The organism is Burkholderia thailandensis E264, from assembly GCF_000012365.1.
GTDB lineage: Bacteria > Pseudomonadota > Gammaproteobacteria > Burkholderiales > Burkholderiaceae > Burkholderia > Burkholderia thailandensis.
Genome location: NC_007651.1, coordinates 3,132,222 through 3,156,378, shown reverse-complemented (window position 1 = coordinate 3,156,378; position 24,157 = coordinate 3,132,222). Strand labels below are relative to the sequence as shown.

General features: G+C 59.0%; 25 protein-coding genes. 13 read left to right on the top strand and 12 right to left on the bottom strand.

Features of this window, described 5'->3' with window-relative positions:
* The first annotated feature begins 23 nt into the window (after positions 1-23).
* The 11 genes from BTH_RS26200 to tnpC all read left to right on the top strand — a co-directional run bounded on the left by BTH_RS26200 (position 24) and on the right by tnpC (position 14,416).
* A protein-coding gene (locus BTH_RS26200) for an IS3-like element ISButh2 family transposase (protein ID WP_085952878.1) occupies positions 24-1,234 on the top strand; the annotation gives its coding sequence in 2 pieces (ribosomal slippage) (positions 24-339 and positions 339-1,234; 1,212 coding nt in all).
* 59 nt (positions 1,235-1,293) lie between these two features.
* A complete protein-coding gene (locus BTH_RS34830) occupies positions 1,294-1,509 on the top strand; it encodes a hypothetical protein (RefSeq protein ID WP_193759247.1) in 216 nt (71 codons plus the stop codon).
* Between the two features lie 552 nt (positions 1,510-2,061).
* Positions 2,062-3,618, top strand: coding sequence for a type I restriction-modification system subunit M (locus tag BTH_RS26195; protein WP_009891859.1), 1,557 nt, complete (start codon positions 2,062-2,064; stop codon positions 3,616-3,618).
* Positions 3,608-4,900: a restriction endonuclease subunit S gene (locus BTH_RS26190; protein ID WP_025404080.1), complete on the top strand. Its 1,293-nt coding sequence runs from the start codon at positions 3,608-3,610 to the stop codon at positions 4,898-4,900. The genes BTH_RS26195 and BTH_RS26190 overlap by 11 nt, the downstream gene beginning before the upstream one ends.
* A gap of 53 nt (positions 4,901-4,953) precedes the next feature.
* Positions 4,954-5,643, top strand: coding sequence for an abortive infection family protein (locus BTH_RS26185; protein WP_227739558.1), 690 nt, complete (start codon positions 4,954-4,956; stop codon positions 5,641-5,643).
* Complete coding sequence (locus BTH_RS26180) at positions 5,643-8,798, top strand: type I restriction endonuclease subunit R (RefSeq protein WP_009891856.1); 3,156 nt, start codon at positions 5,643-5,645, stop codon at positions 8,796-8,798. The genes BTH_RS26185 and BTH_RS26180 overlap by 1 nt, the downstream gene beginning before the upstream one ends.
* 155 nt (positions 8,799-8,953) lie before the next feature.
* On the top strand, positions 8,954-10,936 hold the full coding sequence (locus BTH_RS26175) for an ATP-binding protein (RefSeq protein ID WP_009891853.1): 1,983 nt from the start codon (positions 8,954-8,956) through the stop codon (positions 10,934-10,936).
* 132 nt (positions 10,937-11,068) lie between these two features.
* Positions 11,069-11,704 (top strand): GIY-YIG nuclease family protein, encoded by a 636-nt coding sequence (locus BTH_RS26170; RefSeq protein ID WP_011402471.1) that lies wholly within the window; start codon positions 11,069-11,071, stop codon positions 11,702-11,704.
* Positions 11,705-12,063: 359 nt separating this feature from the next.
* Positions 12,064-12,471, top strand: a complete 408-nt coding sequence (gene tnpA / locus BTH_RS26165) for an IS66-like element accessory protein TnpA (protein WP_009888727.1) — start codon at positions 12,064-12,066, stop codon at positions 12,469-12,471.
* Positions 12,468-12,815: an IS66 family insertion sequence element accessory protein TnpB gene (gene tnpB / locus BTH_RS26160; RefSeq protein WP_011402470.1), complete on the top strand. Its 348-nt coding sequence runs from the start codon at positions 12,468-12,470 to the stop codon at positions 12,813-12,815. The genes tnpA and tnpB overlap by 4 nt, the downstream gene beginning before the upstream one ends.
* Before the next feature lie 29 nt (positions 12,816-12,844).
* On the top strand, positions 12,845-14,416 hold the full coding sequence (gene tnpC, locus BTH_RS26155; RefSeq protein ID WP_009889500.1) for an IS66 family transposase: 1,572 nt from the start codon (positions 12,845-12,847) through the stop codon (positions 14,414-14,416).
* A 39-nt stretch (positions 14,417-14,455) separates the two neighbouring features.
* Here tnpC and BTH_RS26150 read toward each other — a convergent pair whose 3' ends face one another.
* Positions 14,456-15,292, bottom strand: a complete 837-nt coding sequence (locus BTH_RS26150) for a toxin-antitoxin system YwqK family antitoxin (RefSeq protein WP_009891850.1) — start codon at positions 15,290-15,292, stop codon at positions 14,456-14,458.
* Between the two features lie 129 nt (positions 15,293-15,421).
* Between BTH_RS26150 and BTH_RS26145 the strand changes: the two genes are divergently transcribed.
* Complete coding sequence (locus BTH_RS26145) at positions 15,422-15,769, top strand: helix-turn-helix domain-containing protein (protein WP_011402469.1); 348 nt, start codon at positions 15,422-15,424, stop codon at positions 15,767-15,769.
* Between the two features lie 78 nt (positions 15,770-15,847).
* Here the strand turns inward: BTH_RS26145 and BTH_RS26140 are convergent, their stop codons facing one another.
* Positions 15,848-16,639, bottom strand: coding sequence for a methyltransferase domain-containing protein (locus BTH_RS26140; protein WP_227739559.1), 792 nt, complete (start codon positions 16,637-16,639; stop codon positions 15,848-15,850).
* Between the two features lie 9 nt (positions 16,640-16,648).
* On the bottom strand, positions 16,649-17,047 hold the full coding sequence (locus tag BTH_RS26135) for a hypothetical protein (protein ID WP_009891844.1): 399 nt from the start codon (positions 17,045-17,047) through the stop codon (positions 16,649-16,651).
* 65 nt (positions 17,048-17,112) lie between these two features.
* Between BTH_RS26135 and BTH_RS26130 the strand changes: the two genes are divergently transcribed.
* Positions 17,113-17,370 carry a helix-turn-helix domain-containing protein gene (locus BTH_RS26130; RefSeq protein WP_009891843.1) on the top strand — a complete coding sequence of 86 codons (258 nt, stop codon included), beginning with the start codon at positions 17,113-17,115 and terminating at the stop codon, positions 17,368-17,370.
* Between the two features lie 3 nt (positions 17,371-17,373).
* Here the strand turns inward: BTH_RS26130 and BTH_RS26125 are convergent, their stop codons facing one another.
* From BTH_RS26125 to BTH_RS35375, 9 genes are all read right to left on the bottom strand, one after another.
* Entirely contained in the window at positions 17,374-17,673 is a 300-nt protein-coding gene (locus BTH_RS26125) for a hypothetical protein (protein WP_009891839.1), read from the bottom strand.
* A 101-nt stretch (positions 17,674-17,774) separates the two neighbouring features.
* Positions 17,775-18,584: a DUF4942 domain-containing protein gene (locus tag BTH_RS26120; protein ID WP_009891835.1), complete on the bottom strand. Its 810-nt coding sequence runs from the start codon at positions 18,582-18,584 to the stop codon at positions 17,775-17,777.
* A 55-nt stretch (positions 18,585-18,639) separates the two neighbouring features.
* Positions 18,640-19,725 (bottom strand): hypothetical protein, encoded by a 1,086-nt coding sequence (locus BTH_RS26115; RefSeq protein WP_009891833.1) that lies wholly within the window; start codon positions 19,723-19,725, stop codon positions 18,640-18,642.
* On the bottom strand, positions 19,722-20,636 hold the full coding sequence (locus tag BTH_RS26110; protein ID WP_009891830.1) for a hypothetical protein: 915 nt from the start codon (positions 20,634-20,636) through the stop codon (positions 19,722-19,724). Before BTH_RS26110 ends, BTH_RS26115 begins: the two co-directional genes overlap by 4 nt.
* A 68-nt stretch (positions 20,637-20,704) precedes the next feature.
* Entirely contained in the window at positions 20,705-20,920 is a 216-nt protein-coding gene (locus tag BTH_RS26105; protein ID WP_009891828.1) for a hypothetical protein, read from the bottom strand.
* A gap of 11 nt (positions 20,921-20,931) precedes the next feature.
* Complete coding sequence (locus BTH_RS26100) at positions 20,932-21,927, bottom strand: YqaJ viral recombinase family protein (RefSeq protein WP_011402467.1); 996 nt, start codon at positions 21,925-21,927, stop codon at positions 20,932-20,934.
* A 69-nt stretch (positions 21,928-21,996) separates the two neighbouring features.
* On the bottom strand, positions 21,997-22,197 hold the full coding sequence (locus BTH_RS26095; RefSeq protein ID WP_009891822.1) for a hypothetical protein: 201 nt from the start codon (positions 22,195-22,197) through the stop codon (positions 21,997-21,999).
* Positions 22,194-23,162: a DUF932 domain-containing protein gene (locus BTH_RS26090; RefSeq protein WP_009891820.1), complete on the bottom strand. Its 969-nt coding sequence runs from the start codon at positions 23,160-23,162 to the stop codon at positions 22,194-22,196. Before BTH_RS26090 ends, BTH_RS26095 begins: the two co-directional genes overlap by 4 nt.
* 103 nt (positions 23,163-23,265) lie before the next feature.
* Positions 23,266-24,006 carry a hypothetical protein gene (locus BTH_RS35375; protein WP_227739560.1) on the bottom strand — a complete coding sequence of 247 codons (741 nt, stop codon included), beginning with the start codon at positions 24,004-24,006 and terminating at the stop codon, positions 23,266-23,268.
* Positions 24,007-24,157: the final 151 nt, after the last annotated feature.

The following is a 24,157-nucleotide window of genomic DNA, read 5'->3' as shown; positions in this document are numbered from 1 at the left end:
TGACTAACACCAGGCAGGAAGTGATGGAAGTGTTGACGGGCCCGGAGCGTCGGCGGCGCTGGACGGCGGAACAGAAGCTGGCGATGGTTCGCGAGAGTTTGGAGCCGGGGACGTCGGTTTCGATGGTCGCGCGCCAGCACGGCGTGAACCCGAACCAGCTGTTCCACTGGCGCAAGCTGTACCAGGACGGGAGCCTGTCAGCAGTCAAGGCTGGCGAGGAAGTAGTTCCGGCATCGGAGCTGGCCGACGCGCTCAAGCAGATTCGCGAGCTGCAACGGATGCTCGGCAAAAAGACCATGGAGAACGAGATTCTCCGGGAAGCAGTCGAGTACGGCCGAGCAAAAAAATGGATAGCGCACTCGCCCTTGCTGCCGGAGGACGGCCAGTGAAACTGGTTTGTGAAGTTCTCGGCGTGTCGCGCTCGAACGTATCGGCACGACTGTCGCGCCCGGCGACGTGGCGCGATGGCCGTCAATCGAGACAGGCCGACGATGCGAGCGTGGTCGAGGAAATCCGCCGTGTCGTCGGCGATTTGCCCAGCTATGGCTATCGCCGGGTTTGGGGCACGTTGCGCAACGAGCGTGTTGCCGTTGGGCTGGTGCCGTTCAATGCCAAGCGCATCTATCGCGTCATGCGTACGCACGGGCTACTGATGCAGCGCCGACCGATTCCACCTCGGCCGCAACGTCGCCATGACGGCAAGGTGGCTGTCGGTCGCAGCAATCAGCGATGGTGCTCCGACGGCTTCGAGTTTCGCTGCGACAACGGCGAGCCGCTGCGCGTAACGTTCGCGCTGGACTGCTGTGACCGCGAGGCGATGAGTTGGGCGGCCACGACGGCAGGCCATAGCGGCGACATCGTGCGCGACGTGATGCTGGCTGCGGTGGAAAATCGTTTCGGCAATGCGTTGCATACGCCATCCGAAATCGAGTGGTTGAGCGACAACGGTTCGGGCTACACGGCCGACGACACGCGCCGGTTTGCGATGGACATAGGCCTGAAGCCGTTGACCACGCCGGTGTGCAGCCCGCAAAGTAACGGCATGGCTGAGAGCTTCGTGAAAACCATGAAGCGCGATTACGTCGCCTTCATGCCGAAGCCGGACGCGGCGACCGCTGCACACAATCTGGCCATCGCGTTCGAGCATTACAACGAGAAGCATCCCCATAGCGCGCTGAAATACCGCTCGCCTCGCGAGTTCCGGCGCTCGATGGATTCAGCAACCTTAGTGTGAAGCTGTGTCCGGGATTACAGGGTCAATTCCATCGGCATGCTGTCAAGACGCTTGCTCGCATGACACATGCGAGCGAACGCACGGTTCAGAACTGGCTATCGGGTGTGCGTGGACCGAATGGCGTGCATCTGATTCTGCTGGCGCAAAATTTTGCGTCGATCCGTTCGACCATCATGTTTCTCGCAGGTCAAGGGATGCAGCAGGCTGCTGATCTGGAAGCCGTGATTCAGTTACTGCTTGATGCGATTGCGAAGTTGAACGGCCACGTAGGATAGGTAGCCGCTTTTTTCGGCCTTGAGCCAATCGCAGATTTCCAAAACGAAACTTGACTAACGTAACAGCTGCAAGGGTTGGTGCGGTAAGAAAGGAGATTGTTCCGATCGTTGCAACGTTGCTCTGCTGGATCACACCCAGGATGGAGTGGACGTTCATGCCGGTTCCCGAAAGATCTACCGGAGCAAAATGTTACAGATTGGAGAAGGGGAGCGGCGAATCGGCACCTGCCAGTGCGACTTGATTCGGCACTTTCGTTACAATTGCCCGAAGTACCTCAGAGGCATGTCAAACGCAGGCGGCAACCGGCGAAAATCTGGGCTGGTTGACGCCGCGTCGGGCCACGCGGCAGCAGTCGACGAGGTTGAGGTAAAGACACAATTGGCCGGCTAGAGAAATCGTGCACGAACAGCGTGTGGCGATCTCAGGGGCAACGGTGGCGCTGAGTACGTTGCGTTCGGAAGGGAGGCACATGCCGTAGCTTGCGGCCGAACGGATGCTGGTCGCGCCCCACATCGCGTAACTGAACAACGATTGAAGAACTGGAACCCAATATGGCCAGTAGTGAAAACACAAAAAATGGCAACGGTGGCACTCTCGGCTTCGAGGCCGAGCTATTCAAAGCCGCCGATAAGTTGCGCGGCAACATGGAGCCGTCCGACTACAAGCACGTCGCGCTCGGGCTCATTTTCCTGAAGTACATTTCCGACGCCTTCGAAGCTAGGCACAAGGCGCTGTTGGCTGAGGATGTCCGGGCCGCCGAGGACAAAGATGAATACCTCGCGGACAACGTGTTCTGGGTACCGAAGGAGGCGCGCTGGTCGCATCTGCAGGCCAACGCTAAGCTGCCCGCCATCGGCACCTTGATCGATGACGCGATGCGCGCCATCGAGAAGGATAACGAATCCCTTAAGGGCGTACTGCCCAAGGACTACGCTCGCCCCGCGCTCAACAAGGTGATGCTGGGCGAGTTGATTGACCTGATCTCCGGTATTGCGCTAAACGAAGAAGGTGATCGCTCGAAGGACATCCTTGGGCGCGTGTACGAGTACTTTCTCGGCCAGTTCGCCGGAGCCGAAGGCAAGCGTGGTGGTGAGTTCTATACGCCACGCTCCGTGGTGCGCGTGTTGGTCGAAATGCTTGAGCCTTACTCGGGCCGCGTGTATGACCCGTGCTGCGGCTCAGGCGGGATGTTCGTGCAGTCGGAAAAGTTCGTGCACGAGCACGGCGGCCGTATAGGTGACATTGCGATTTACGGGCAGGAGTCGAACTACACCACCTGGCGGCTGGCCAAAATGAATCTGGCTGTTCGGGGCATCGACTCCGACATCCGCTGGAACAATGAGGGCAGCTTCCACAAGGACGAACTGCGCGACCTCAAGGCCGACTATGTCCTCGCCAACCCGCCGTTCAACATCTCGGACTGGGGCGGCGACCGCCTGCGTGAAGACGTGCGCTGGAAGTTCGGCGCACCCCCCGTGGGTAACGCCAATTACGCCTGGCTGCAGCACATCTTCCATCACCTCGCGCCCAACGGCACGGCTGGGGTGGTGCTCGCTAACGGCTCGATGTCGTCAAACCAATCCGGTGAAGGCGAGATTCGCAGGGCCATGATCGAGGCGGATGCGGTCGATTGCATGGTGGCACTGCCTGGTCAGCTGTTCTACTCGACTCAAATCCCAGCCTGCCTTTGGTTCCTCGCTCGAAATAAAAATCCGGGTGGTGGGCTTCGCGATCGGCGTGGCCAAGTGCTCTTCATTGATGCGCGTAAGCTTGGCGTGTTGATTGATCGCACACGGCGCGAACTCAACGACGATGACATCAAGAGAATCGCCGATTCCTACCATGCATGGCGTGGTGAGAAAGAAGCCGGCGAATACGCAGACGTGCTGGGTTTCTGCAAATCCGCTAGCTTGGACGAGATTCGTAAGCATGGCCATGTGCTGACGCCTGGGCGTTATGTCGGTGCAGAGGCACAGGCGGATGACGGCGAGCCGTTCGACGAAGTGATGCGAAGGCTTTCGGCGCAATGGCGTGCACAGCAGTTAGAGGGGCAACGTGTAGATGATGCCATCGAAAGAAATCTGAGGGAGCTTGGGTATGGCCAGTGAGTGGCAAGAAACGACGATAGGTGATGCCTTTGAAGTTAATCCCTCGCGTTTGATTAAACGGGGAGGTGTGGCGCCCTTCATTCCAATGGACGCTTTGCCTGTTCACGCAAGGTCCGTTGAGCGAATTGAAACTCGTGAATTCACTGGATCAGGCACGCGTTTTCAGAACGGCGACACCTTGATCGCGCGTATAACTCCATGCCTTGAGAATGGCAAGACGGCTTATATCTCCGAGCTTCCGGAAGGTGTCGTGGCTCACGGGTCTACGGAATATATCGTGCTCAGTGGAAAGGTAAATCAGAGTGACAGCTTGTTTGGCTATTACCTCGTCCGATCTCCCGATTTTCGACGTCATGCGATCGGTCACATGGAAGGTACGTCGGGAAGGCAGCGTGTCCCTTCATCCGCAGTAGAGAGATACTCCACCCGTTTGCCCCCGCTTGCTGAACAGCGCGCCATTGCCAAGATCCTTGGCAGCTTGGACGACAAGATTGAACTCAACCGCGAGAGGAGTGAGACTCTGGAGGCAATGGGCCGCGCCTTGTTCAAGGACTGGTTCGTCGATTTTGGTCCCGTGCGCGCGAAGCAGGAAGGCCGTAGTCCTTATCTGCCGCGCGAAATTTGGGACTTGTTCCCAGAACGGCTGGACACCAACGAATTGCCGGAAGGCTGGAAGCTTTTGAAGGCGAGCGAACTCATTGAGTTTAATCCTACCGAGTCCTTGCGTAAGGGCGAAGTCGCGCCTTACCTCGACATGGCTTCGCTCCCAACTCAAGGAAGCTGGCCTGATCCCTATGTCATGCGCCCTTTCGGGAGTGGCATGCGCTTCCGCAATGGCGACACGTTGTTGGCGCGAATTACACCTTGTCTGGAGAACGGAAAAACAGCATTTATTCAATGTCTTCCCGATGACGTCGTCGGTTGGGGATCGACGGAATACATTGTGATGCGGCCAAAGGGGCCTGTGCCTGCGGCGTTTGCTTACTTGTTAGCAAGGAATGATGCCTTCCGAGAACATGCTATCCGGAGCATGACTGGTACGTCCGGACGCCAGCGCGCTCAGGGCGACGCGGTTGCCGCCTACCAGCTTGCTGCCCCGTTGTGGGACGACAAATTGTGGGCCGTGCTTGCGAGCATTGTTTCGTTGTTGTTCGATGGAATCAGATCCAATTCCGAGACGTCGGTAAATCTTGCAAAAATGCGCGATAACTTGCTTCCCATGTTGATCGCCGGCGCGCTTCGGGTGAAGAACGCCGAGCGAATCCTTGGAGCCGCGACGTGAGTATGGACTGGTGTCCCGGTATTCGCGAGGCCTGCACGCATTGGCGTGGTGCAATGATGCTTCAGCACACATTCGCAGCGCTACAAGCGAGTTTAGAAAGTGGAAGCGATGCGTCTATTGACGCCGCGAAGGGAATAGTGGAGTGTGTTTGTCGGGTAATTGTCGATGAGCTCGACGATCGAAAGTCACCACTAAAGCCACAAAAAGATGATGCACCTATAACTGAATGGGTTTCAATTGCAACCCGGGTCTTAAAGCTTGGCGACATCCGGCATAGAAAATTTGCTGATTTGATCAAGCATCATAACGGGTTGGCAGATTCCCTCCGTGTGCTTAGAAATGACGGCGGACCATTGAGCCATGGGAAAGATGGGTTTATCCAAGTCTTGACTGTCTATCACCGCCGTGCGGCAGTGTTGGCGGCGGACGCGGTTGTGGCCTTCCTGCACCAATCCTATTTGAACGCACAACTTGACCCGCTCAGCTCTCGTGAGCCATGGGAGCGATTCGCGGCGGATAACGCGCTAATCGACGAGCATATCGGCTTGGCTGTGGATGCCGAAGATGACGATTCTCCGACCTTGCGCTTTCTGCTGCCGGCGGGCGATGATCTGCCGCTTAAAATCGAGGTCAGCCGACTACTGTACCAATTGGATCGGGATGCCTACGTCGAAGCGCTGAATGCTGCACGCGGGGCAGCGGCTACAGTCGGGGAGCCAATCGAACAACAAGGAGAGCAGTAATGGCATTTCTGTCGGAGGCCGCTGTAGAGCAAGCGCTACTTGATCAGCTGCGCGCGCTCGACTACAGCATCGAACGTGAGGAGGACATCGGCCCCGATGGACACCGCCCGGAACGCGAGAGTCACGATGGGGTTGTGCTCAAGAAGCGATTCGAGGACGCTGTTGCTCGTCTCAACCCCGGTCTCCCATTGGAGGCCCGGCAAGACGCCGCGCGCCGTGTGATGCAGTCCGAATTGCCATCGCTGCTCGAGGAAAACCGCCGCATCCACAAGCTGATGATCGAAGGGGTGGACGTTGAGTACTACGCCGACGACGGCACTCTGACGGCGGGTAAGGTCGCGCTCATCAACTTCGAACAACCGGAGCAGAACGACTGGCTGGCCGTGAGCCAATTTGTAGTCGTTGCTGGGCATTACAACCGACGTCCCGATGTTGTCGTGTTCGTGAACGGGCTACCGCTCGGCGTGGTCGAGTTAAAGGCACCTGGAAGTGGCAATGCGACCTTGGTCGGGGCTTTCAACCAATTGCAGACCTACAAGAAGCAGATTCCGGCGCTCTTCAATACCAACGCACTGCTGGTGACGTCGGATGGCATTACGGCACGAGTGGGGTCGCTGTCGGCAGACCTCGAGCGCTTCATGCCATGGCGCACCACCGACGGTACGGACGTCGCACCAAAAGGTGCGCCGGAGCTCTCGACGCTGATCGAGGGCGTGTTCGAGCATCGCCGCCTCCTGGATCTGCTCTGTCATTTCACGGCTTTCGGTGAAACCGGTTCTGGGCTGGCTAAGGTCATTGCGGGCTATCACCAGTTCCACGCGGTGCGACATGCGGTCAACAGTACGGTGGCGGCCTCCTCTCCGGAGGGCAACAAACGAGTCGGCGTGATCTGGCACACGCAAGGTTCCGGAAAAAGCCTGCTGATGGCGTTTTACGCCGGGCAACTCGTCAAACACCCGGCAATGGCCAACCCGACGCTAGTGGTGCTGACCGACCGGAACGATCTTGATGACCAGCTGTTCTCAACGTTTTCGATGTGCCGCGACTTGATCCGGCAGACGCCGGTGCAGGCCGAAAGTCGCGAAGATCTGCAGAAGGTCTTGAGCCGAGCGTCGGGCGGCGTGATTTTTACTACCTTGCAGAAGTTTGGCGAGCTCGCTGAGCCGCTCACCACACGACGTAACGTGGTCGTCATTGCGGATGAAGCGCACCGCAGTCAATACGGCTTCAAGGCCAAGGTGGACACAAAGACCGGCGAAATTTCCTATGGCTTCGCCAAGTACATGCGGGACGCTCTGCCGAACGCATCCTTCATCGGCTTTACAGGCACGCCCATAGAGGCGGACGACGTTAACACCCCGGCGGTATTCGGCAACTACATCGATGTTTACGACATCAGTCGCGCGGTCGAAGACGGTGCGACTGTGCCGATCTACTACGAGTCTCGGCTGGCACGCATTGAACTCGATGAGGACGAGAAGCCAAAGATCGACGCCGAGGTTGAAGATTTGACCGAGGAAGATTCCGAGGCAGACCAAGAGCGTTTTAAGAAGAAGTGGTCAACGGTCGAAACCCTGGTCGGCAGCGACAAGCGTCTGGCGCTGGTGGCCAAGGACATGGTCGCCCACTTCGACGATCGTGTGGCTGCCCTCGATGGCAAAGCGATGGTGGTGTGTATGAGTCGCCGCATTTGCGTAAAGTTGTACGACGAGATTGTCAAGCTGCGCCCGGACTGGCACAGCGCCGATGACAACGCTGGTGCGATCAAGATCGTGATGACGGGCGCGGCGAGCGATCCGCAAGAGTGGCAGCAGCACATTGGCAACAAGGCACGGCGCGACCAGCTGGCCAAGCGTGCCCGTGATCCGAAAGACCCGCTCAAACTGGTGATCGTGCGGGATATGTGGCTGACCGGTTTTGACGCACCGTGTATGCACACGATGTACGTGGACAAGCCGATGCATGGGCACGGCTTGATGCAGGCGATAGCACGCGTGAACCGGGTGTTCCGCGACAAGCCAGCCGGACTGATCGTGGACTACATCGGCATTGCGCAAAACCTGAAGTCGGCCCTGCAGCAGTACTCGAAGAACGATCAGGACAACACCGGCGTCGACGAGGCGCAAGCCATCGCGGTGATGATGGAGAAGTACGAGGTCGTCCGGGACATGTATCACGGCTTCGACTACGCCTCGGCGCTGACCGGGACACCACAGGAGCGTCTGGCGATGATGGCGGGAGCGATCGAGTGGCTTCTCGACTTGCAGCAGAGGCTGGCAGCGAAGGAGAAAACAGAGGGTGGCAAAAAGAACGCTCATCGCCGCTATCAAGATGCAGTGCTCGCGCTGTCCAAGGCGTACTCACTGGCATCGGCATCCGACGAGGCCCGCGAAATTCGGGAGGAAGTTGGCTTCTTCCAGGCTATTCGAGCCGCGTTGGTCAAGAGCGCGACGGGCTCAGGTGTCACCGAGCAAGAGCGCGAGTTGGCCATCCAACAGATCGTGAGCCGCGCAGTGGTCTCGACCGAGATCGTCGACATCCTGGCCGCAGCGGGAATCAAGAGCCCGGACATCTCCATCCTGTCCGACGAGTTTCTCGCGGAGGTTCAGCGGATGGAGCGAAAGAATCTCGCTCTGGAGGCGTTGCGCAAGTTGATCAATGACGGCATCCGCTCGCGGAGCAAAGCTAACGTCGTACAGACCAGGGCATTCTCAGAGCGCTTGGAAGACGCAGTGGCGCGCTATCATGCCAATGCGATCACGACGGCCGAAGTGCTGCAGGAGCTGATCAAATTGGCCAAGGACATCCGGGCTGCCCGTAAGCGGGGCGAGGAGTCAGGGCTATCTGACGAAGAGATCGCTTTCTATGATGCTCTGGCCGAGAATGACAGTGCAGTGCAGATGATGGGCGACGACAAGCTTCGGTTGATCGCTCACGAGCTCTTGGTGAGCCTTAGAGAAAACGTGTCAGTGGATTGGGCTCATCGCGAGTCAGCGCGAGCGCGGATGCGGGTGTTGGTGAAGCGGATTTTGCGAAAATATGGCTATCCTCCTGACTTGCAGTATTCCGCCGTGCAGACGGTACTACAACAGGCCGAGGCGCTGTCGTCAGGGTGGGTGTTTTCGCGTGGCGGGGCGACATCACATGGTGACTGACGTGTGTATAGGAGCCACCGGCAATACAAGCGGGCGTGGTTCAGATCTTGATATTGTCGGCGTACTTTCGTAAACGTCTACGGTTAGTGAAATGGGCTTTCGCCGCCCCCGCGGCGCCATAGGGGCGAAGTCATGAAAATTTGCAAAAGGTCACCATGACAACAAATATCGACCTCTCCGGTACCACGGAAATCGGCAACGAGGGTATTAAGAAACATTTCAAGAGCATCGAGCCTTGGCAGCCATTGTTCGAACTCGTCTGGAACGGATTCGATGCCAAGGCCGATCTAGTGGAAGTGGACGTTCGGCTCAACAGTCTGAGCGCCTTGGCAACTGTGCGTATTCTGGATGACGGCGACGGTATCGATCCGACAACTCTGAAGCACACGTTTGGCCGATTTAACGACTCCCACAAGCGTGAGGACGCAGCGCAGCATGGTGCGCACGGCCGCGGTCGGCTCTCCTTTCATCGTATTTGCCGCTTCGCGACTTGGCACACCAAGTCCGCCTATGGGCAGGCGCGAATCGCCATCGACGCCATGACGATTAAGGACTACCGCGCCCAGTTTGTGTCCGACGAGACGCAATGCTCGGCCTTGCGCGAGCAAGCGAAAGGCACTTTGGTCGAGTTGTCGGAATTCTCGTGTCAGCTCCCTGGGGCTGATGAGCTACGCGCGAAGTTCGCGGTTGAATTCGGGTGGTTTCTTGCCCTGCACCCGTCGAAGACGCTGAAGTTGAATGGTGGGCTAATCCCTGTCCCGAGCAACGAAATTACCCAGCAGATCCTTACCCCTGGTAAGTATGCATTTGACGTGCAGGTGATCCGCTGGGACGAGAGACCTAGTTCGGAGAAGTCGTACACATATCTGTTGGATTCCGCTGGCAGAATCGTTTACAAACAGCTTAGCGCACTCAACAATAAGGCTGGTTTCTTTACCAGTATTTATATCAGTTCTCCATGGGCAGATACGTTTGCTCATGATGAGAATTTATTTCAACCTGATGCGCATACGCCCAATGCCGCAGAGTGGAAGAAGCTTTTGCGCCAGGTCGGCGATTTGGCGCAAACCGTGTACGACCAATTTCTTCGGAAGAAGGCGGCAGTAGAAGTCGAAAAATACGTTGACGATGGTTTGTTTCCGACATATGTGGAATTGCCTCCAGACGAGCGATCATGGCGCTTTGACAATACGAAGCAACTGATCACGTCGATATACGTTGCAGATCCTTCGGTGTTCAATGCGGCTAGCAAGAAGCAACGAAAAATCATTATCCGCCTTCTGGATCGGCTGGCGGTTTCCAACGAGAATGACTCTCTATTTGATGTGCTCAACAGCGTACTCGACCTAGAAGAAGGGGCAATTAAGTCACTCGCGGATCAACTCAAACAGACAACGCTGGAAAATATCATTGCGACCATTGAGATCTTGCAGCGTCGTCAGACCGCAGCCTCGAAGCTTCGCGCGTTAATGAACGATCATTATCGGGACGTCCTTGAAACACCGGATCTGCAGAAGATCATCGAGAACAACACATGGTTGTTTGGACCCGGTTATGAGACGCTTGGAGCTGAGGAAGATACGTTTACGAAGATCGCTAAGGATCTACGCAACAAGATTCCGCAGATCGATAACATTGGTGCGGACGATGTAGACGATGAGCAAGCCGACATCGCGGGCGCGCGACGTCAAACAGACCTATTTCTTGCGCGTCGCGTGCCCACGATCGCACCAAACGGGCAGCAGATTTATCGCTGCGTGATCATTGAGATTAAGCGGCCGGGCATTTCGCTTAACGTAAAGCACTTGCGCCAGCTTGATGACTACGCGAACATCATCAAGAAGCATCCTGAGTTCGGAAGTGAGAAGATGCACTTCGAATTGATCTTGATCGGCAGGAAAATTTCATCGACTGATACCGAGATTCCGAGTCGCCTGCGCGGGCAAATTGCCCGAGGGGAACTCGGGCTCGTCAGTGATGACCCTCGCATGAAGCGCTACGTGCTGAATTGGTATACCCTCCTTGATTCGTTTGAACTCGCTAATGCGTTTCTTTTGGAGCAGCTAAAGCTCAGGCGTGACTTGTTTAACCAGTCAACGAAGGACCAGCTCGTTGACGATTTGCAAGCAACAACCTAGGTGTGCGTTTCCTCGATGCGTTATTCACATGTGAGCTGCATCGCGCGTGAGTGATAACTTGGCCGCCGTTTTCAAGCTCTGTTAGTTAGGTGCTGGCCTACTGGCAACTCTGTAAAAGAACTAAGGATCAACGTGCCGCAGATTGTCTATATCCTTACCAATGAAGCTATGCCGGGTCTGATCAAGATTGGAATGACTGCCGATAGCGTCGAAGCCCGAATTTCCCAACTGAGTGCCCATTCAGGCGTACCGTTGCCTTTCGAGTGCTACTTTGCGGCTGAAGTGCCTGACCACGTAAAGCTCGAGAAAATTCTGCACCAACTCTTCGGAGATGTTCGTCTGAATCCGAAGCGTGAGTTTTTCAAGCTGGACCCCGAAAAGGCGGTTCTAGCTATCAGTATAGGAGATTTCAAAGAGATTGCGCTCGGCGTCGCAGAGATCGATAAAGACGAGCAGCAGGCCCTCGACAAAGTCAAGGCACGTCGTTCGAAACTCAATCTGGACGCGATCGGCATCAAGTCAGGTGATGTCTTGACATTTTCACGTGACGAGTCTGTCACGGGCATCGTAGTGGACGGCGGAAAGCTACTGTTTGACGGCGAAGTCATGAGCCTTTCGGCGGCTGCCTTGAAGGCCCTTCATGCCATGGGCTATAAGACGCCGGCTGCAAGCGGGCCAGGCTACTGGATGTTCGACGGCGAGTTGTTGGGCGAACGTCGCCTCAGGCTCGAAGCGGAAAAGTACGGTGATGGTGCGACCCTGACCTAACTTTTACCCTCGATCTGATTCGATTGATGGGCGCACGGTCGACAATGATTGGCGGTCGGGGAAGCCGGAAGAGCATGCTGTGAATCGGCCTTGTTTGACATCCGAGTAACCGTAGCGACCGTTACGCCGTCGAGCGTGATTTCAAGTGCGGGCATCTTCGTTATCGACTCGGTGGCTCGTTCCCTACGAGAGCTTGGCGTATCCGTTGTGCCGGGCTATCGTAGTGCAGTGGCTTGCATGGTACGTCCGCGAGTTTCATCGAGAGACGGTGCAAAGTAAGCGAGTCGCCGGTACCGTCTCGACGGTGTGAATGAATGTTGCCAGAGTAGACCCCACCACGGCGAGTAGCGGGGACCACAGTGTCAACAGAAGCACCGAAGAGAACTTCACGCAAAGGCATTCCTAATCACCCCGTCGAATTTCGACGGAAACTCGCCAAGCTGGCCTGCGAACCGGGCGTATCCGTAGCGCGGCTGGCGATGGAACACGGGGTGAACACGAACTTGTTATTCAAATGGCGTCGCGCGTTGCGTGCCGGCGAATACGATTCTGTGGGATTTTTGCCGGTCACATTGGAAGCGCCAGCGCCACAGATCGAGCGACCGACTGCGACCGTGGCGCCGACGCCGGTGATCGGCGCTGCCGCGATGGGCGCCATAGAGATCAACGTCGGTAACACTCGTGTGCGGATCGAGGGCTCGCCCAACGAGGGCACGTTGCGGCTGGTGCTGCGCATGTTGCGCAACACACCGGAATCGGCAGCATGATCGGGCTGCCCAGCCGCACAAAGGTCTGGCTGGCCGCGGGTGTGACTGATATGCGTTCAGGCTTCAACGGCTTGGCCGCGAAGGTCCAGACCGTATTGGAACGCGATCCCTTCAGCGGTCACGTGTTCGTGTTCCGAGGCAAGCGCGGCGATCTGGTCAAAGTGCTGTGGTGGAGCGGCGACGGCATGTGTCTTCTGATGAAACGCCTGGAACGGGGCCGATTCGTTTGGCCACGCGCCGACGGTGGCGTTGTCTGCCTGAGCCAAGCCCAACTGTCGATGCTGCTCGAAGGTATCGACTGGCGCCAGCCGATACGAACGACCGAGCCGACATCGGCGTTGTAAACCCGTCGGCCGCCGCGTAAACTGCCGGCATGACCGCGGCCAACGCCTATCCGGACGACATCGAAGCGCTCAAAGCCATGCTGCTCGAGCGCGATGCTCGCATTGGGCATCTCGAGGACGTAGTCGAATCGCACAAGGCGGCGAACGCCACCGCCAAGGCAGAGATCGAGCATCTGAAGCTGCTGATTGCGAAGCTGCGCCGCATGCAGTTCGGTCGCAAGTCGGAGAAGCTCGATCGTCAGATCGAACAACTCGAACTGCGTCTGGAAGAACTCGAAGCGGACGAAGGCGCGGCTCCGATCGAAATCCCGAAGACACCTCGTACCGCGCCGGAACAGTCGCCTCGCAAGCCGCTGCCCGAGCATCTGCCACGTGAAGAGCAAACGCACTTGCCGCAATCGACCGAGACGTGCTCGGAATGCGGCGGCAAGCTCAAGCTGCTAGGCGAAGACGTCTCCGAACAACTTGAATATGTACCTGCGAGCTTCCGCGTAATCCGTCATGTGCGGCCCAAGTTCGCCTGCGCGTGCTGCGATCACATCGCGCAAGCAGCAGCGCCGAGTCGTCCCATCGAGCGCGGCCTGGCGGGCCCTGGACTACTCGCGCACGTGCTGGTCTCGAAGTTCGCAGACCACATCCCGCTGTATCGGCAGTCGGTCATGTATGCGCGTGAAGGCGTCGAACTCGACCGCTCGTTGCTCGCGAAGTGGGTCGGCCACGGCGCGACGCTTTTACAACCACTGGTCGATGCATTACGCCGTCATGTGATGACCGGGACGAAGCTGCATGCCGACGACACGCCGGTCCCAGTGCTCGAACCGGGCAACGGCAAGACGAAGACTGGCCGCTTGTGGGTCTATGTGCGTGACGATCGATCGTCAGCCGATATGACGCCGCCAGCGGTGTGGTTCGCTTACACGCCGGATCGCAAAGGCATCCATCCGCAACAACATCTCGAGACGTTCAGCGGCACGCTGCAAGCGGACGCCTATGGCGGCTACCAGGCTATCTACGAGACCGGACGCGTGAGGGAAGCTGCCTGCTGGGCGCATGCCCGACGCCAGTTCTATGAGCTACACGCTGCGCGCCCGAACGCATTGAATACCGAAGCGCTCGAGCGTATCGGTGCGTTGTACAAGATCGAAGACGCGATACGCGGCAAACCGCCCGACGAGCGTCGTGCGTATCGAGAAGCACATGCCCGACCGCTTCTCAGTCAGCTTCACGCCTGGCTCACCGCCACGCTGGAGACACTCTCAAAGAAATCCGATACGAGTCGGGCGATTCTCTATGCGCTGAACCGATGGGAAGCGCTCACACGCTATTGCGACGACGGCCAACTCGAGATCGATAACCTGCCGGTCGAGCGAGCGTTGCGTGGAGTGGCCATCGGGAGGCGGAATTACCTGTTCGCCGGTGCCGACTCCGGCGGCGAGCGCGCTGCCGCGATCTATAGCCTCATCGGAACGGCGAAGCTCAACGGCATCGATCCCGAGGCGTATCTGCGCTTCGTCCTTGCCCGCATTGCTGATCACGCAATCAATCGTGTCGATCAGCTCATGCCGTGGGCCATAGCTGATCAACTCCGCGACGACAGCTGACATCAAGATCCCGTCGTCAAGACGGCGCTGCCGACACGCTTACCAGCTACCGAAGCTCGATCCGTCTGCACCTACCTCAACGTTATTGGAGTAGGTCTTGTCGGCAATGAGTGTTCCGTCGATACCCCATTCCTTGTATGCGCCGTTCAACAGGCCATTGGTGTAGGTCGCTTTGATCGTGACTTGCTTGCCGTCGGGCGAGTAGTGGACCACCTCGCCTTCATATTTGCCGTCGACGAACGTAGCTCGTTTCACGAGTGCGCCAGTGTTGGCGTCGAACGCCTCTTCAACGCCGGATGCGACACCGTTGCTCCACGGAAAGGTGTGAATGAGCTTGTGGTTGGTCCAGCTGTAGATCTTTTGTGTTCCGTCGGGGCGGCCGTTACGGAACGTGACTTCCATCAGCACACCGTTGCCTTGTCCGCCTGAAAGGGCGAATGACCCGTCCAGCGAGCCGTGCTTAAACGACGTGTCGATGCGTACAACGTCGGATTGTGGTGTCTTGCAGATCGCCCTGCCGTCGGGGAGTCCGTCGCTGATTTGGACGTCGCACAAAGCCTCGAATAGCAGTGCTGCGGCGCCCGATGTTCCAAGGAAAGACTGTGCGTTGCGTTCGGCAGCAGGCAGGCTGTCGGCAAGTGCGATGCTGGCGAGTTTGCCAGTCAACTGAAATCCAGCCTGGTCGATCAACAGCGCCTGGTCTGGCACATTCGTCAATTTTCCTGAAAACGGCTCGTTCGCGTTGCCTAAATAGACCTTGCCATTCACCATTTGGGCATTGCGGTAATCCAGCACGTCGTTTTTGCAACCGCCCAACGCGAGGGCCGCAATCAGACTGGAAAGAATCAGCGAGTAGCGGTAGTTCGGTACTTTCATGTGGATGGTCCTGTTCTTATGTGGAAGCGGAATCGGTTGAGTGTCAACTCAAAGCGATGAATCTCAACCCTGTAAGTCCTTCATGTCAAGAAGTCGATGCCCAACCATCTAGGTGGAATGGGAGCGGACATGCGGGATACGGAAGAAACGCGGCTCGCTCGGCGGGTCGGCAAGGCGATTGCTCGGCGTCGGGAGGAGAGCCAACTGACGCAGGAGGACGTAGCTGAGCAGCTCGGGGTCGGGAATGAAGCGATTTCGCGCATTGAGCGCGGCATCGTCATGCCGACGGTTGCTCGTTTGGTCCAACTGGCTAAGGTGTTTCAGTGCAATGTCGCCGACCTGTTGACGGAAGCCAGCCATCGGCCCGACGATCAGGCTCGGCATCTCAGCCAGTTGCTTACGAAGCTGAGCCCGCAAGATCGAGAAACCTTGGTATCGATCGTCGAAACGCTCGCAGCTCGACTGGCACACAAATAAAAAAACCGACCGGAGAACCGGCCGGCGAAACGGTTCTGGCGATCCGAGGGTGATGTTTGCCAGAACCCAGGCACCGAACTACGACGTCTTTTCGGCCAGCACGGTCAGGTGCGTCCGGTTCGAGATGCAGTGAGCGGACACGACCTTGAAGTCCTGGTCCGTCATGAATCGCCTCATGGCCGTCACGGAGAAGTACCAGAGGTGGCCGGGCGGGCCGAAGTGCTTCCAGTTCTGCCTGCGGCGGACAGCGGAGAAATGCGTGACGCACGGCACGACGAAGTACACGCGGCCAGCAGGCGCAAGCACGCGCCGTACTTCGGACATGAACTCGCCCAGATGCTGAACATGTTCGAGTACATGGAAACCGACGATGAACTCGAATCGGTTGTCCGGATAGTGCTGGTCGAACAGGCTGCCTTGCGCCACATCAATTCCGTTTGCGCTCATGTAGGCCATCGGCCCGGTCGCATAGTCGATGCCTCGCAGCTCGAATCGCCGCGTCTGCTTGAGCGCCATCAATAGGTGCCCTTCGCCATATCCGATCTCCAGCAGCTTGCGCCGACCCGCTGCGCACCGAACAAGGTTGCGGGCATGCCACCAGTTCTCAACCGATTTCGAGAAGCGCTTCGATAGCCGCTTCCGGGAGACCGGCACGAATTCGTTGACATCGCCGTAGTAGCCGGAATAGAACGCGGCGAGCGTCCCATCTGACGGTACGTTACGGACGTAGACGAACCGGCATTCCGGGCAGCGATCGATGTAGTAACCGTCCCGCTCGAAATATGGCATCGGCAGACTGCCACATACAGGGCAAGCCAGATTGAGGTAAGCATCCCCGCGGTGATGAACGTCTTTGGTCGTTTGCAACATCGTTTTTCCTTATAAGGGGCGGCTGAGGTCGTTGCCGGTCACCCGCGATGGAGCGGGAGTGATCTGCTGCGCCTCGACAGGCGGTTCTGCATGCAGGACCGCAGCGCACGCTCGGTAAATCACCGGACCGACCACGCCGACGTTTGCGAGAGCGATTAGCCGCTCCCGACGGACTTGATCGGGAACGGTCCGGTCGCCGATGAGTACCCAAACCGCGTCAATCAACGCTTGCCGTGCTGCGCTCCGCCGGCTCAGATAGATCGCCCCCGCAATGGGACCGAGACATACGGACGTAACGCCCCATCCGATCGGTGGCAAGCCGACGCGGCGGGCGCCGAGCCGGCGCATGTCGAAGACGACGGCCAGTGCAGTGACGACGCCGCCTCCCAGCCAAATCAGTTGAAACATGTAAGCCTCCCGAATATACCGTATACGGATACAGAATATTCGAAATGCGTATCTAGAATCTCTTCATGACCCATCCAATCCACGATCCCCGCTATCAGCGGATCGCGACGCTGCTCGCCGAGCTGCGCAAACAGCGTGGCTTGTTACAGCAGGACGTCGCCGACCGGCTCGGGCGCCCACAAGCCTTCGTCTCGAAGGTGGAAAGCGGCGCTCGCCGTGTGGATGTCGTGGAATTGCTCGATTTCCTGAGGGTGCTGGACGCGGATCCGCACACCTTCATCGACGCGCTGCTGAACCCGCCGATCTCGTCCCTGCCGCGATGACGCCTAGTAGTCGCCAGGCAGCAAAAACGTCGTCGATGAGCGATCCCATTCGGTGATGACCCAGACGGTGTGTCCGCCGGGCAGGACGTAGCTGGACAGCAGGCGTAGCCCGGCATCGATCGACAACTCGTTTTGCTGGCGATCGGACTCAGAGAGGTCGCCCCAGTCGCCGCGGATGTGGCGGATCAACAGGTCGATGATCGACACGTGCGCGTCGGCGATGACTTCCAGTGCAGCGGGCGTCGCGAAGATCCGGCCGAGCTTGAAGCGCGGACCGGCGTGTTGTGTGGAAGGCAGATTCACGAAAGACTCCGGGTAACGGGCGAGTACAGGCCTCCGGATGAGCCGGATACCGAATTCGCTGAATGGATGAGGAAAGACGAGACGCAGGACGCGTCCCGGAACTACCGGGCTTCGGATGCCAGGTCGTGCGGGTAATGCTTCGCGAGAATCAGGTTCATTCTGTCGACTAGATCAGCACGTTTGAACGTCAGATGCCCGTTGCCGTTCTTGAACCAACGCAGGTGAAAATAGCCGTGCTCGGCCTCTGTCTTCCGTTGGCTCTGCGCGTCCGAGATGAGCGACGACATGCCATGCCGATGATCCGGCTCCGGTTTGCCATCAAGCACGCTGAACACCCTCGTCAGATCGTCCAGCTCGTTCGTGACGTGATAATTCGAGCTACCTTGCGAGAGTAGATACCGGACGATGATGCGTTTGCCGAACTTGAAAGGCTGATTGGTCTTGTAGTCCCACGAAAGCCGCTTGAAGCACTGGAGCACGCCACGTTCGAACATGTCGCCGCGTGCGCCGTAGAGTTGCGCGAAGGTCGCCTCGATGTTGGCGGCGGTCAGTTCGGGCACGTCGCCTTCGGCAATCTGGTTGCTCCACTCTTCGCGGGCTTTCGCGTCCATGAAGGTGCGCAAGCCCGACTCTGACAGCAGGTAATCCCAGCCGCGTATGTCAATGAGGCGCACGATGGCGGCTTCTGCCTCGTCGCGCTTCGCATATTCTCCGGTCACGGTCGGTCGGCCACGACAGCCGTAGCTTTCGTCGAGCACGAGTCGAGGGAATCCGAGATGCGCCGCCTTGGCGAGCGCTTGGGCTTCGCCGAGCAGGTCGAGCGCGGCGCGCACGCGTTCGACGACGGCGACGCGCTGGTTGGCGAGGTTGGTAATGCTGATGCTCTTGACGAGATCGGTGACGGTATCCATGAACCTTCCCTGTGGCGGATGGCGGAAAGAAAAAGCCGGGCGCGAGGCCCGGCCGTTATGCCGCTGTGGCGAGTTCGGCGAGTTGGCGTCGCAGGCGGGTGGCGCGGGATTGGGAGCAGCCCAGGTGACGTCGTATGTCGGCGACGGTTGGTCGGACGAGACCGGCTTCGACATCTCGAATGAGTCGCGACAGGTGGTCGTCGATGGGAACGGTGGCCGGTAACAACTCGATCGGGTCGTCGCGCGGCGCGTGACTGCTGGTTGTGCTGTCGTGACGAGGAGTCACGGAATTGCGACTAACGGTCTCGTCGTCGTGACTCGCTGTGACTGGAGTGACGGGCTGCTGAGTCGCGTCAGTCACGTCCGTGATCGGTATGACTTCCGGCTGAGTCACGTCGGCCGTCATCGTGACTGCTGACGGCGCGATGCCGGTTACGACTGAGGCCGGCTTCGGTAACGGCGACCGAAGCGTGACGACCCACAACAGGCACGCGACGCCTTCGAGGACTGCGGCGAACATCAATCCCGACAGCAGGTCGGCGCGGGCAGTCGTGACCCCGAGTAACGCGGCAAGTCGTGACGTGACCGGATCGGCGAGTAACGAGTCTTGACGCGCCACGACCCGATCCGTCGCCGCTTGCTGGCGCCGTACCTCATCGGCCTCGGCGTTCAGTGCAGCGACCTTGGCGGTAAGCGTCTCACGACGACTTTCCAGCGTGATGCAGTTTCCGGCGCAGTAACGGGCGTTCGCCGCGGCGAGCTGCGCCGTCACGGCGGCGCGCTCCGCCATGACGACGGTGAGGCTGCGAGCGGGTGAGGGAGCAGGGATCGCCTGCACCGTCGACGCACGTTGCTCTCCGGCATGCTGTTGGGCGAATGCGAAAAACACCGCGTGGCCGTAACACGCCATCACCAGAGACGTGCCCCATAACAGGCTACCTACGCCCCGAATGACGAACGGCATCTCGCGGATCAGTGCGGGCAAGAGGTGCGCGCTCGTGACGAGCACCGTGCCGATGGCGATCCAAATGAGCCGTTCCGGTAACGTTCCGCCGCGTTGCCAGCCGGCGAGCACCGACAGGCAGAGTGCGGTGGTGGTTGCGCCGATCGCCAGGGCGAATGCCCAGCGACGCGTGCTCATGCGGCTTTGCCGCCGAGCAGCACGGCCTTGCGTTCAAGCTTGTCGCGCAGTGTCGGCGATGGCGATCTGGTCGTTTCGTCGGTGTGGCCGTCACCAGTATCGGGGCTGGTCGTACCCGGATAGAATTCTTCGGCCACGGCCGCTTGTTCGTCCGGACTGTCTTCGAACGCGCCGTTGGCGAACCCTGCGCGCGCTGCGGCATCGAGCGCAGCCTGATCGAAGCCGGCGGCCCGGCGGCGCGTGTCCAGTTCCTTCGCTTCGATCAACGCCTGTTCGAGCTTGCTGCCGGACCGAACTCCCAGATCGACGTAGTAGATTGCCGACCGAAAACTCTGCGTGGTCGACTTCCCGCGTAGCTTCAGTTCCAGTGGCAGGCAAGAGAGCAGGTCGCCGGACACCGCACGGAAGTAATGCAGGCGTGCAGCCAGCGTCCGGATGCTGTTGTAGGACGTCGTGCGCAGGATGAACGAGCCCATCTCGTCGTCGTCCCCGATGATCACATTCAGCCGACCGTAGGGCTTGCAATTGCCCTGACGACCGAATGCGCAGCCATCAGGCGACGGGCAGGGGAGGGTTTCGATACTGGCGTTCGTCACACGCCGACACGATTCGCCGTTACCGACACAGACAGGCCGACCGTTATCGCGATCGAACAGCGAGTATTCCGCCCGCAGGTTCAGATCGGGATCGTTGAACAGCACACGAATAGGAATTGCGCGCAGCTTGCCGGCCGTTGCCTTGCGCAGTGTTTCGTTCAGCGGGTGCAGCATCCATTCGCCGCGCTGCTGGACCTGCGTCGTTAACGTGAACTGGTCGTCCTTCTCGGGAACGCGCTTGCCGTTCTTCTCGACAATGCGTCCGATCGAGATGCGACCTATGACTGGTGGAGTGATACTCAGCCCTTTCAACATCAGACTTCTCCTGTATACGTAAACTGAAGGGAATGAAGCGGGAGGGGAAACCGCGCGTGCCGTACCGCCTATCGAGCGAAATGGGCTTCGAGCTTCGTGTGGATTTCCAGGGCGACGCCCTGCCAGGCGCGAGCACTGACCATTGGGTTGACTTGCAACTGATCGAGTGATGTTGTTGCAACGCGCTCCGCGTGCTGGCTGAGCGCATCCATCACGAACGCTTGCGCGAGCGCGCCGTATCGCGAGAACGTCATGATCTCTGTGAGACATTCGAGGTTGGTCATGGGGATTGGAATCAGGTGGAAACGAGAAAACGCCGGGAACCCGGTTTCGAGATGGCGTACTGCGTTTCGAACTCGGGGTGATCGGCCAGCAATCGCGCCAGATCGACGCCAGACGAATCCTTGCTGCGCTTGAACGACACGGCGCCGGTCTGGAATACGGCCCGGTTTGCGTCACCCATCGCCTGCTGGATTGTTTGCTTGAACTGCGCTTCGAGCTGCTGGCGCGTCTCGATCTCGGCACGTACGGCAACCAGATCGGCGAACACGGCCGACATGCGATGGTCATCGCTGAAGTCGACCGTTTCGCCATTTCCCGGATAGAGGTGCCGCAGCGCGCGGTCGGCCGACTCCGTTCCGTCGGCGGACGGAGGCGTATCGGCCTCCACATATCGCCAGAACCGTGCTTCCAGTTCGACGAGCCGACCGATCAATGCATCGTCCCGGTCGATCCGATGCACTTCGAGCGCCTGACCACAGAGCAGCACGGCGACGTGCGCCGCCGTCTTGCCGGTTACCGCCAATTGATGCTGGACCTGGATCTGCACGTACTCCGGTACGCCTTCTCGCCAGAGCCGCGCACCGAACTCGCCAGCCGTCTTGCATTCGAGAATCTGTACGTCCGGAACGCCGACGATCTCGCGATCAATGTTCGCCAACATGAAAGGGATCGAGGGATGTCGCAGCACGGCGTTCACGCGTCGAACCCGGTTGCCGGTCTGCTTCGTGTACGACGCCGCAACGATCGGCTCCAGTAGCGTTCCCCAATACGTCGGCGACGTCGTATCGTCCGGATCGGGACGAGGAAGGCCGTCGGCACGTCCGGTCTTGTCGAGCCATAACTCAAGGGCGCTCATGTAGGGGTTGAGGCCGACCGCAGCGGCGGCATCCGATCCGCCGATGCCGGTTCTGCGCACGGCGAGCCAGTCGTCGCGGCTCAGCTCCTGTGTCTTAACGAGCTTCAGTGCGGGCTTACGTGCACGAGGTGGTTCAGGATGAGGTGTCGTCATGGTTTGCTCCGAAAACAAAAAAGCCCGGCAGAGCGAATCTGGCCGGGCGGAGGTGAGGGGATACGCAGGCTATTCGGAACCGATACGGCGAAGGGCGTCCTGCAATGCGTCGTGCGCGAATGTCACGAGCTTGCCGTTTCCGAGGTGGACAGTCGTACCCTGAGGTTTGATTTGCAGGATCGTGGCGTAACGGCCGCCGAACCGTAACCCCGCTCCACGCGGGATCTGAATTCGCATGTCGACGGCCAGAGGCGGCATGGCCTTGGTCATGCGACAAGTTTCATCGCCTCGTCCCAGGCGCGTTGCTTGAGCGTTGCTCCGGCGCCGAACCATGCTGCGTCGAGGCGGTGATCGTCGGTGCGTGCACGCCGGTGGTGATCGACGTATTCCGTCACCGAATTCAGCAATCCCCATGCGGTACCCGACGCGGATGCAAGATCCGCACCCTTGCCGCGACCGGCGTAGAGCTGGCCCACCGCCCTGATCGCGCGTTCGTTGACGGCGACCGTTTCGCGATCCGGGAGATTGGCTGTCGAGTAGGTCAGCACGCGGCGCAGGAACGCTTCGGCCGCCGAGTCCGTCACCTTGCGTTCGGACAACGCTTTGGTGCGGGCCACAAAGGCGTCCCATGTGGAAACGGCGATGCCGAGCTGGCGCTTCACGACGGCTGCATCAAACTGCGATCGATGCGAGACTTTGATCGCGCCGGCGTTGTTTCCCAAGGCGATTTGCAGCGTGTTGTTGCAGACTACTCGGATCGACGTGAGCTGCGCCGTCGTCGCGAGCGTGCCGTCGCATGCCGTGGCGAGCAGCAGGTAGCCATTTACCTCGTCTTTGCCTTTAAGCATGCCGGACTGACCGGTGCGGGCGAGCGCCCAGAGCTTGCGGCCCTCCTTGAGCACACCCGCGGTCTCGAGCTGGAAACCACCGATCTCCGTCAGGTCTCGATAAAACTCCAAAATCTCTTCGGGCTGCACGACCTGATAGCGAGCCGAAACGACGGACAACGGTGCTTTGGTGTCCGACCGGTACAAGACCTTCTGTTCGGGAAACGCGTGAATCGAGCCGAGGCTGCGATTGCCAGTGGCGACGAAGCGCACTTCGGCTTCTTCGATTCGCCAGTCCATGCCGGCGGCACGTTTCCAGACTTCGAGCGGTTGTTTCGGAGCGAGCTTGTTGCCGAGGCCGTGCCAGGGCTCGGCACCAGTAAACGCCATAGATTGAACGAGATGCATGAGGAAACTCTCCTATTCAAAAATCACAGTGCATAAAGCCCAGCTGAAGCCGGACGAAAAATGGGGATAGTGGAAAGAAAGGAGGGAGGGGGAGGCGAGCCGTTCAGCTCTGCGCGGCACTGAATGCGTGACCGCACGCGAGGCAGTGGTGATTGTCCAAAACGTTGTCATCGATTGCCGCGCCGACAGCGGACCCGGCTGCGCAGCCCGCAGCGCTGCCGACGAGTCCTGCGATCACAGCGCCCGCGAGTCCGCCGAAGACCGTACCAAGTGGTCCGGCGATCGAGCCCACGACGGCGCCTGTCTCAGCGCCCGCGAGCGCGGCGGCCATGCCACCCGTCGCCCCTGCAACGCTGCCGATCGTGCTGCCAGCCTTGCGGGCGCGATTGCGTGTGTCGATGCGCGATGACAGGCAACGCGGACAGCGAATCGTCGGCCCGGATGACGACGCAGTGGCAGGCTTGGGCGGCGCCGGCTTGTCCGGTTCACCCATCAACGATTCGATCACGTCGTGCAGATCGTGGCGTGCGTCGGTCGCTTGGGGCGCATGGGCGGGCTCTTCACGCCGACCGAACGGCGGATAGCCATTGACCGATTCGGCGTTGGCTTCATGCGCGGCGTGAAGTGCGCGGTCGGGATACGGCGCGAACGCCTCCCATTCGTCGAATTCATCGACGTCGACGGAACGCGGGTCGGCAGCGTTGCGAGTCGGCGGGGGCGCAACAGCTGCGTGTCGGCGTGCCGGCCGGTCCTTGGTAGCGAGCCAATAGAAACCCACCGCGAACATGGCGACGAGAGCGAGGCCCAGCCCGATCAGCACAAAGGTAGGGGGATCAGAGATCACGGAAACTCCTGAGCGAAGTGCGCCGATGCGGAAATGCATCGACGGAGCGGCCGTAGCTGGCTGTACTCAGGAAGGTGATATGTGGTTGAAAGAAAGTAAATTCCTCGTCGAGTGCCGATTCGACCTCGCAATTCTGTCAGGGATGTTTTTG

What these genes read in the sequence shown, in the direction of transcription:
- BTH_RS34830 (WP_193759247.1), top strand. Translation starts at nt 1,294, where the DNA reads ATGACACATGCGAGCGAACGCACGGTTCAGAACTGGCTATCGGGTGTG.
- BTH_RS26195 (WP_009891859.1), top strand. Translation starts at nt 2,062, where the DNA reads ATGGCCAGTAGTGAAAACACAAAAAATGGCAACGGTGGCACTCTCGGC.
- BTH_RS26190 (WP_025404080.1), top strand. Translation starts at nt 3,608, where the DNA reads ATGGCCAGTGAGTGGCAAGAAACGACGATAGGTGATGCCTTTGAAGTT.
- BTH_RS26185 (WP_227739558.1), top strand. Translation starts at nt 4,954, where the DNA reads ATGATGCTTCAGCACACATTCGCAGCGCTACAAGCGAGTTTAGAAAGT.
- BTH_RS26180 (WP_009891856.1), top strand. Translation starts at nt 5,643, where the DNA reads ATGGCATTTCTGTCGGAGGCCGCTGTAGAGCAAGCGCTACTTGATCAG.
- BTH_RS26175 (WP_009891853.1), top strand. Translation starts at nt 8,954, where the DNA reads ATGACAACAAATATCGACCTCTCCGGTACCACGGAAATCGGCAACGAG.
- tnpB (WP_011402470.1), top strand. Translation starts at nt 12,468, where the DNA reads ATGATCGGGCTGCCCAGCCGCACAAAGGTCTGGCTGGCCGCGGGTGTG.
- tnpC (WP_009889500.1), top strand. Translation starts at nt 12,845, where the DNA reads ATGACCGCGGCCAACGCCTATCCGGACGACATCGAAGCGCTCAAAGCC.
- BTH_RS26150 (WP_009891850.1), bottom strand. Translation starts at nt 15,292, where the DNA reads ATGAAAGTACCGAACTACCGCTACTCGCTGATTCTTTCCAGTCTGATT.
- BTH_RS26145 (WP_011402469.1), top strand. Translation starts at nt 15,422, where the DNA reads ATGCGGGATACGGAAGAAACGCGGCTCGCTCGGCGGGTCGGCAAGGCG.
- BTH_RS26140 (WP_227739559.1), bottom strand. Translation starts at nt 16,639, where the DNA reads ATGTTGCAAACGACCAAAGACGTTCATCACCGCGGGGATGCTTACCTC.
- BTH_RS26135 (WP_009891844.1), bottom strand. Translation starts at nt 17,047, where the DNA reads ATGTTTCAACTGATTTGGCTGGGAGGCGGCGTCGTCACTGCACTGGCC.
- BTH_RS26130 (WP_009891843.1), top strand. Translation starts at nt 17,113, where the DNA reads ATGACCCATCCAATCCACGATCCCCGCTATCAGCGGATCGCGACGCTG.
- BTH_RS26120 (WP_009891835.1), bottom strand. Translation starts at nt 18,584, where the DNA reads ATGGATACCGTCACCGATCTCGTCAAGAGCATCAGCATTACCAACCTC.
- BTH_RS26115 (WP_009891833.1), bottom strand. Translation starts at nt 19,725, where the DNA reads ATGAGCACGCGTCGCTGGGCATTCGCCCTGGCGATCGGCGCAACCACC.
- BTH_RS26110 (WP_009891830.1), bottom strand. Translation starts at nt 20,636, where the DNA reads ATGTTGAAAGGGCTGAGTATCACTCCACCAGTCATAGGTCGCATCTCG.
- BTH_RS26105 (WP_009891828.1), bottom strand. Translation starts at nt 20,920, where the DNA reads ATGACCAACCTCGAATGTCTCACAGAGATCATGACGTTCTCGCGATAC.
- BTH_RS26100 (WP_011402467.1), bottom strand. Translation starts at nt 21,927, where the DNA reads ATGACGACACCTCATCCTGAACCACCTCGTGCACGTAAGCCCGCACTG.
- BTH_RS26095 (WP_009891822.1), bottom strand. Translation starts at nt 22,197, where the DNA reads ATGACCAAGGCCATGCCGCCTCTGGCCGTCGACATGCGAATTCAGATC.
- BTH_RS26090 (WP_009891820.1), bottom strand. Translation starts at nt 23,162, where the DNA reads ATGCATCTCGTTCAATCTATGGCGTTTACTGGTGCCGAGCCCTGGCAC.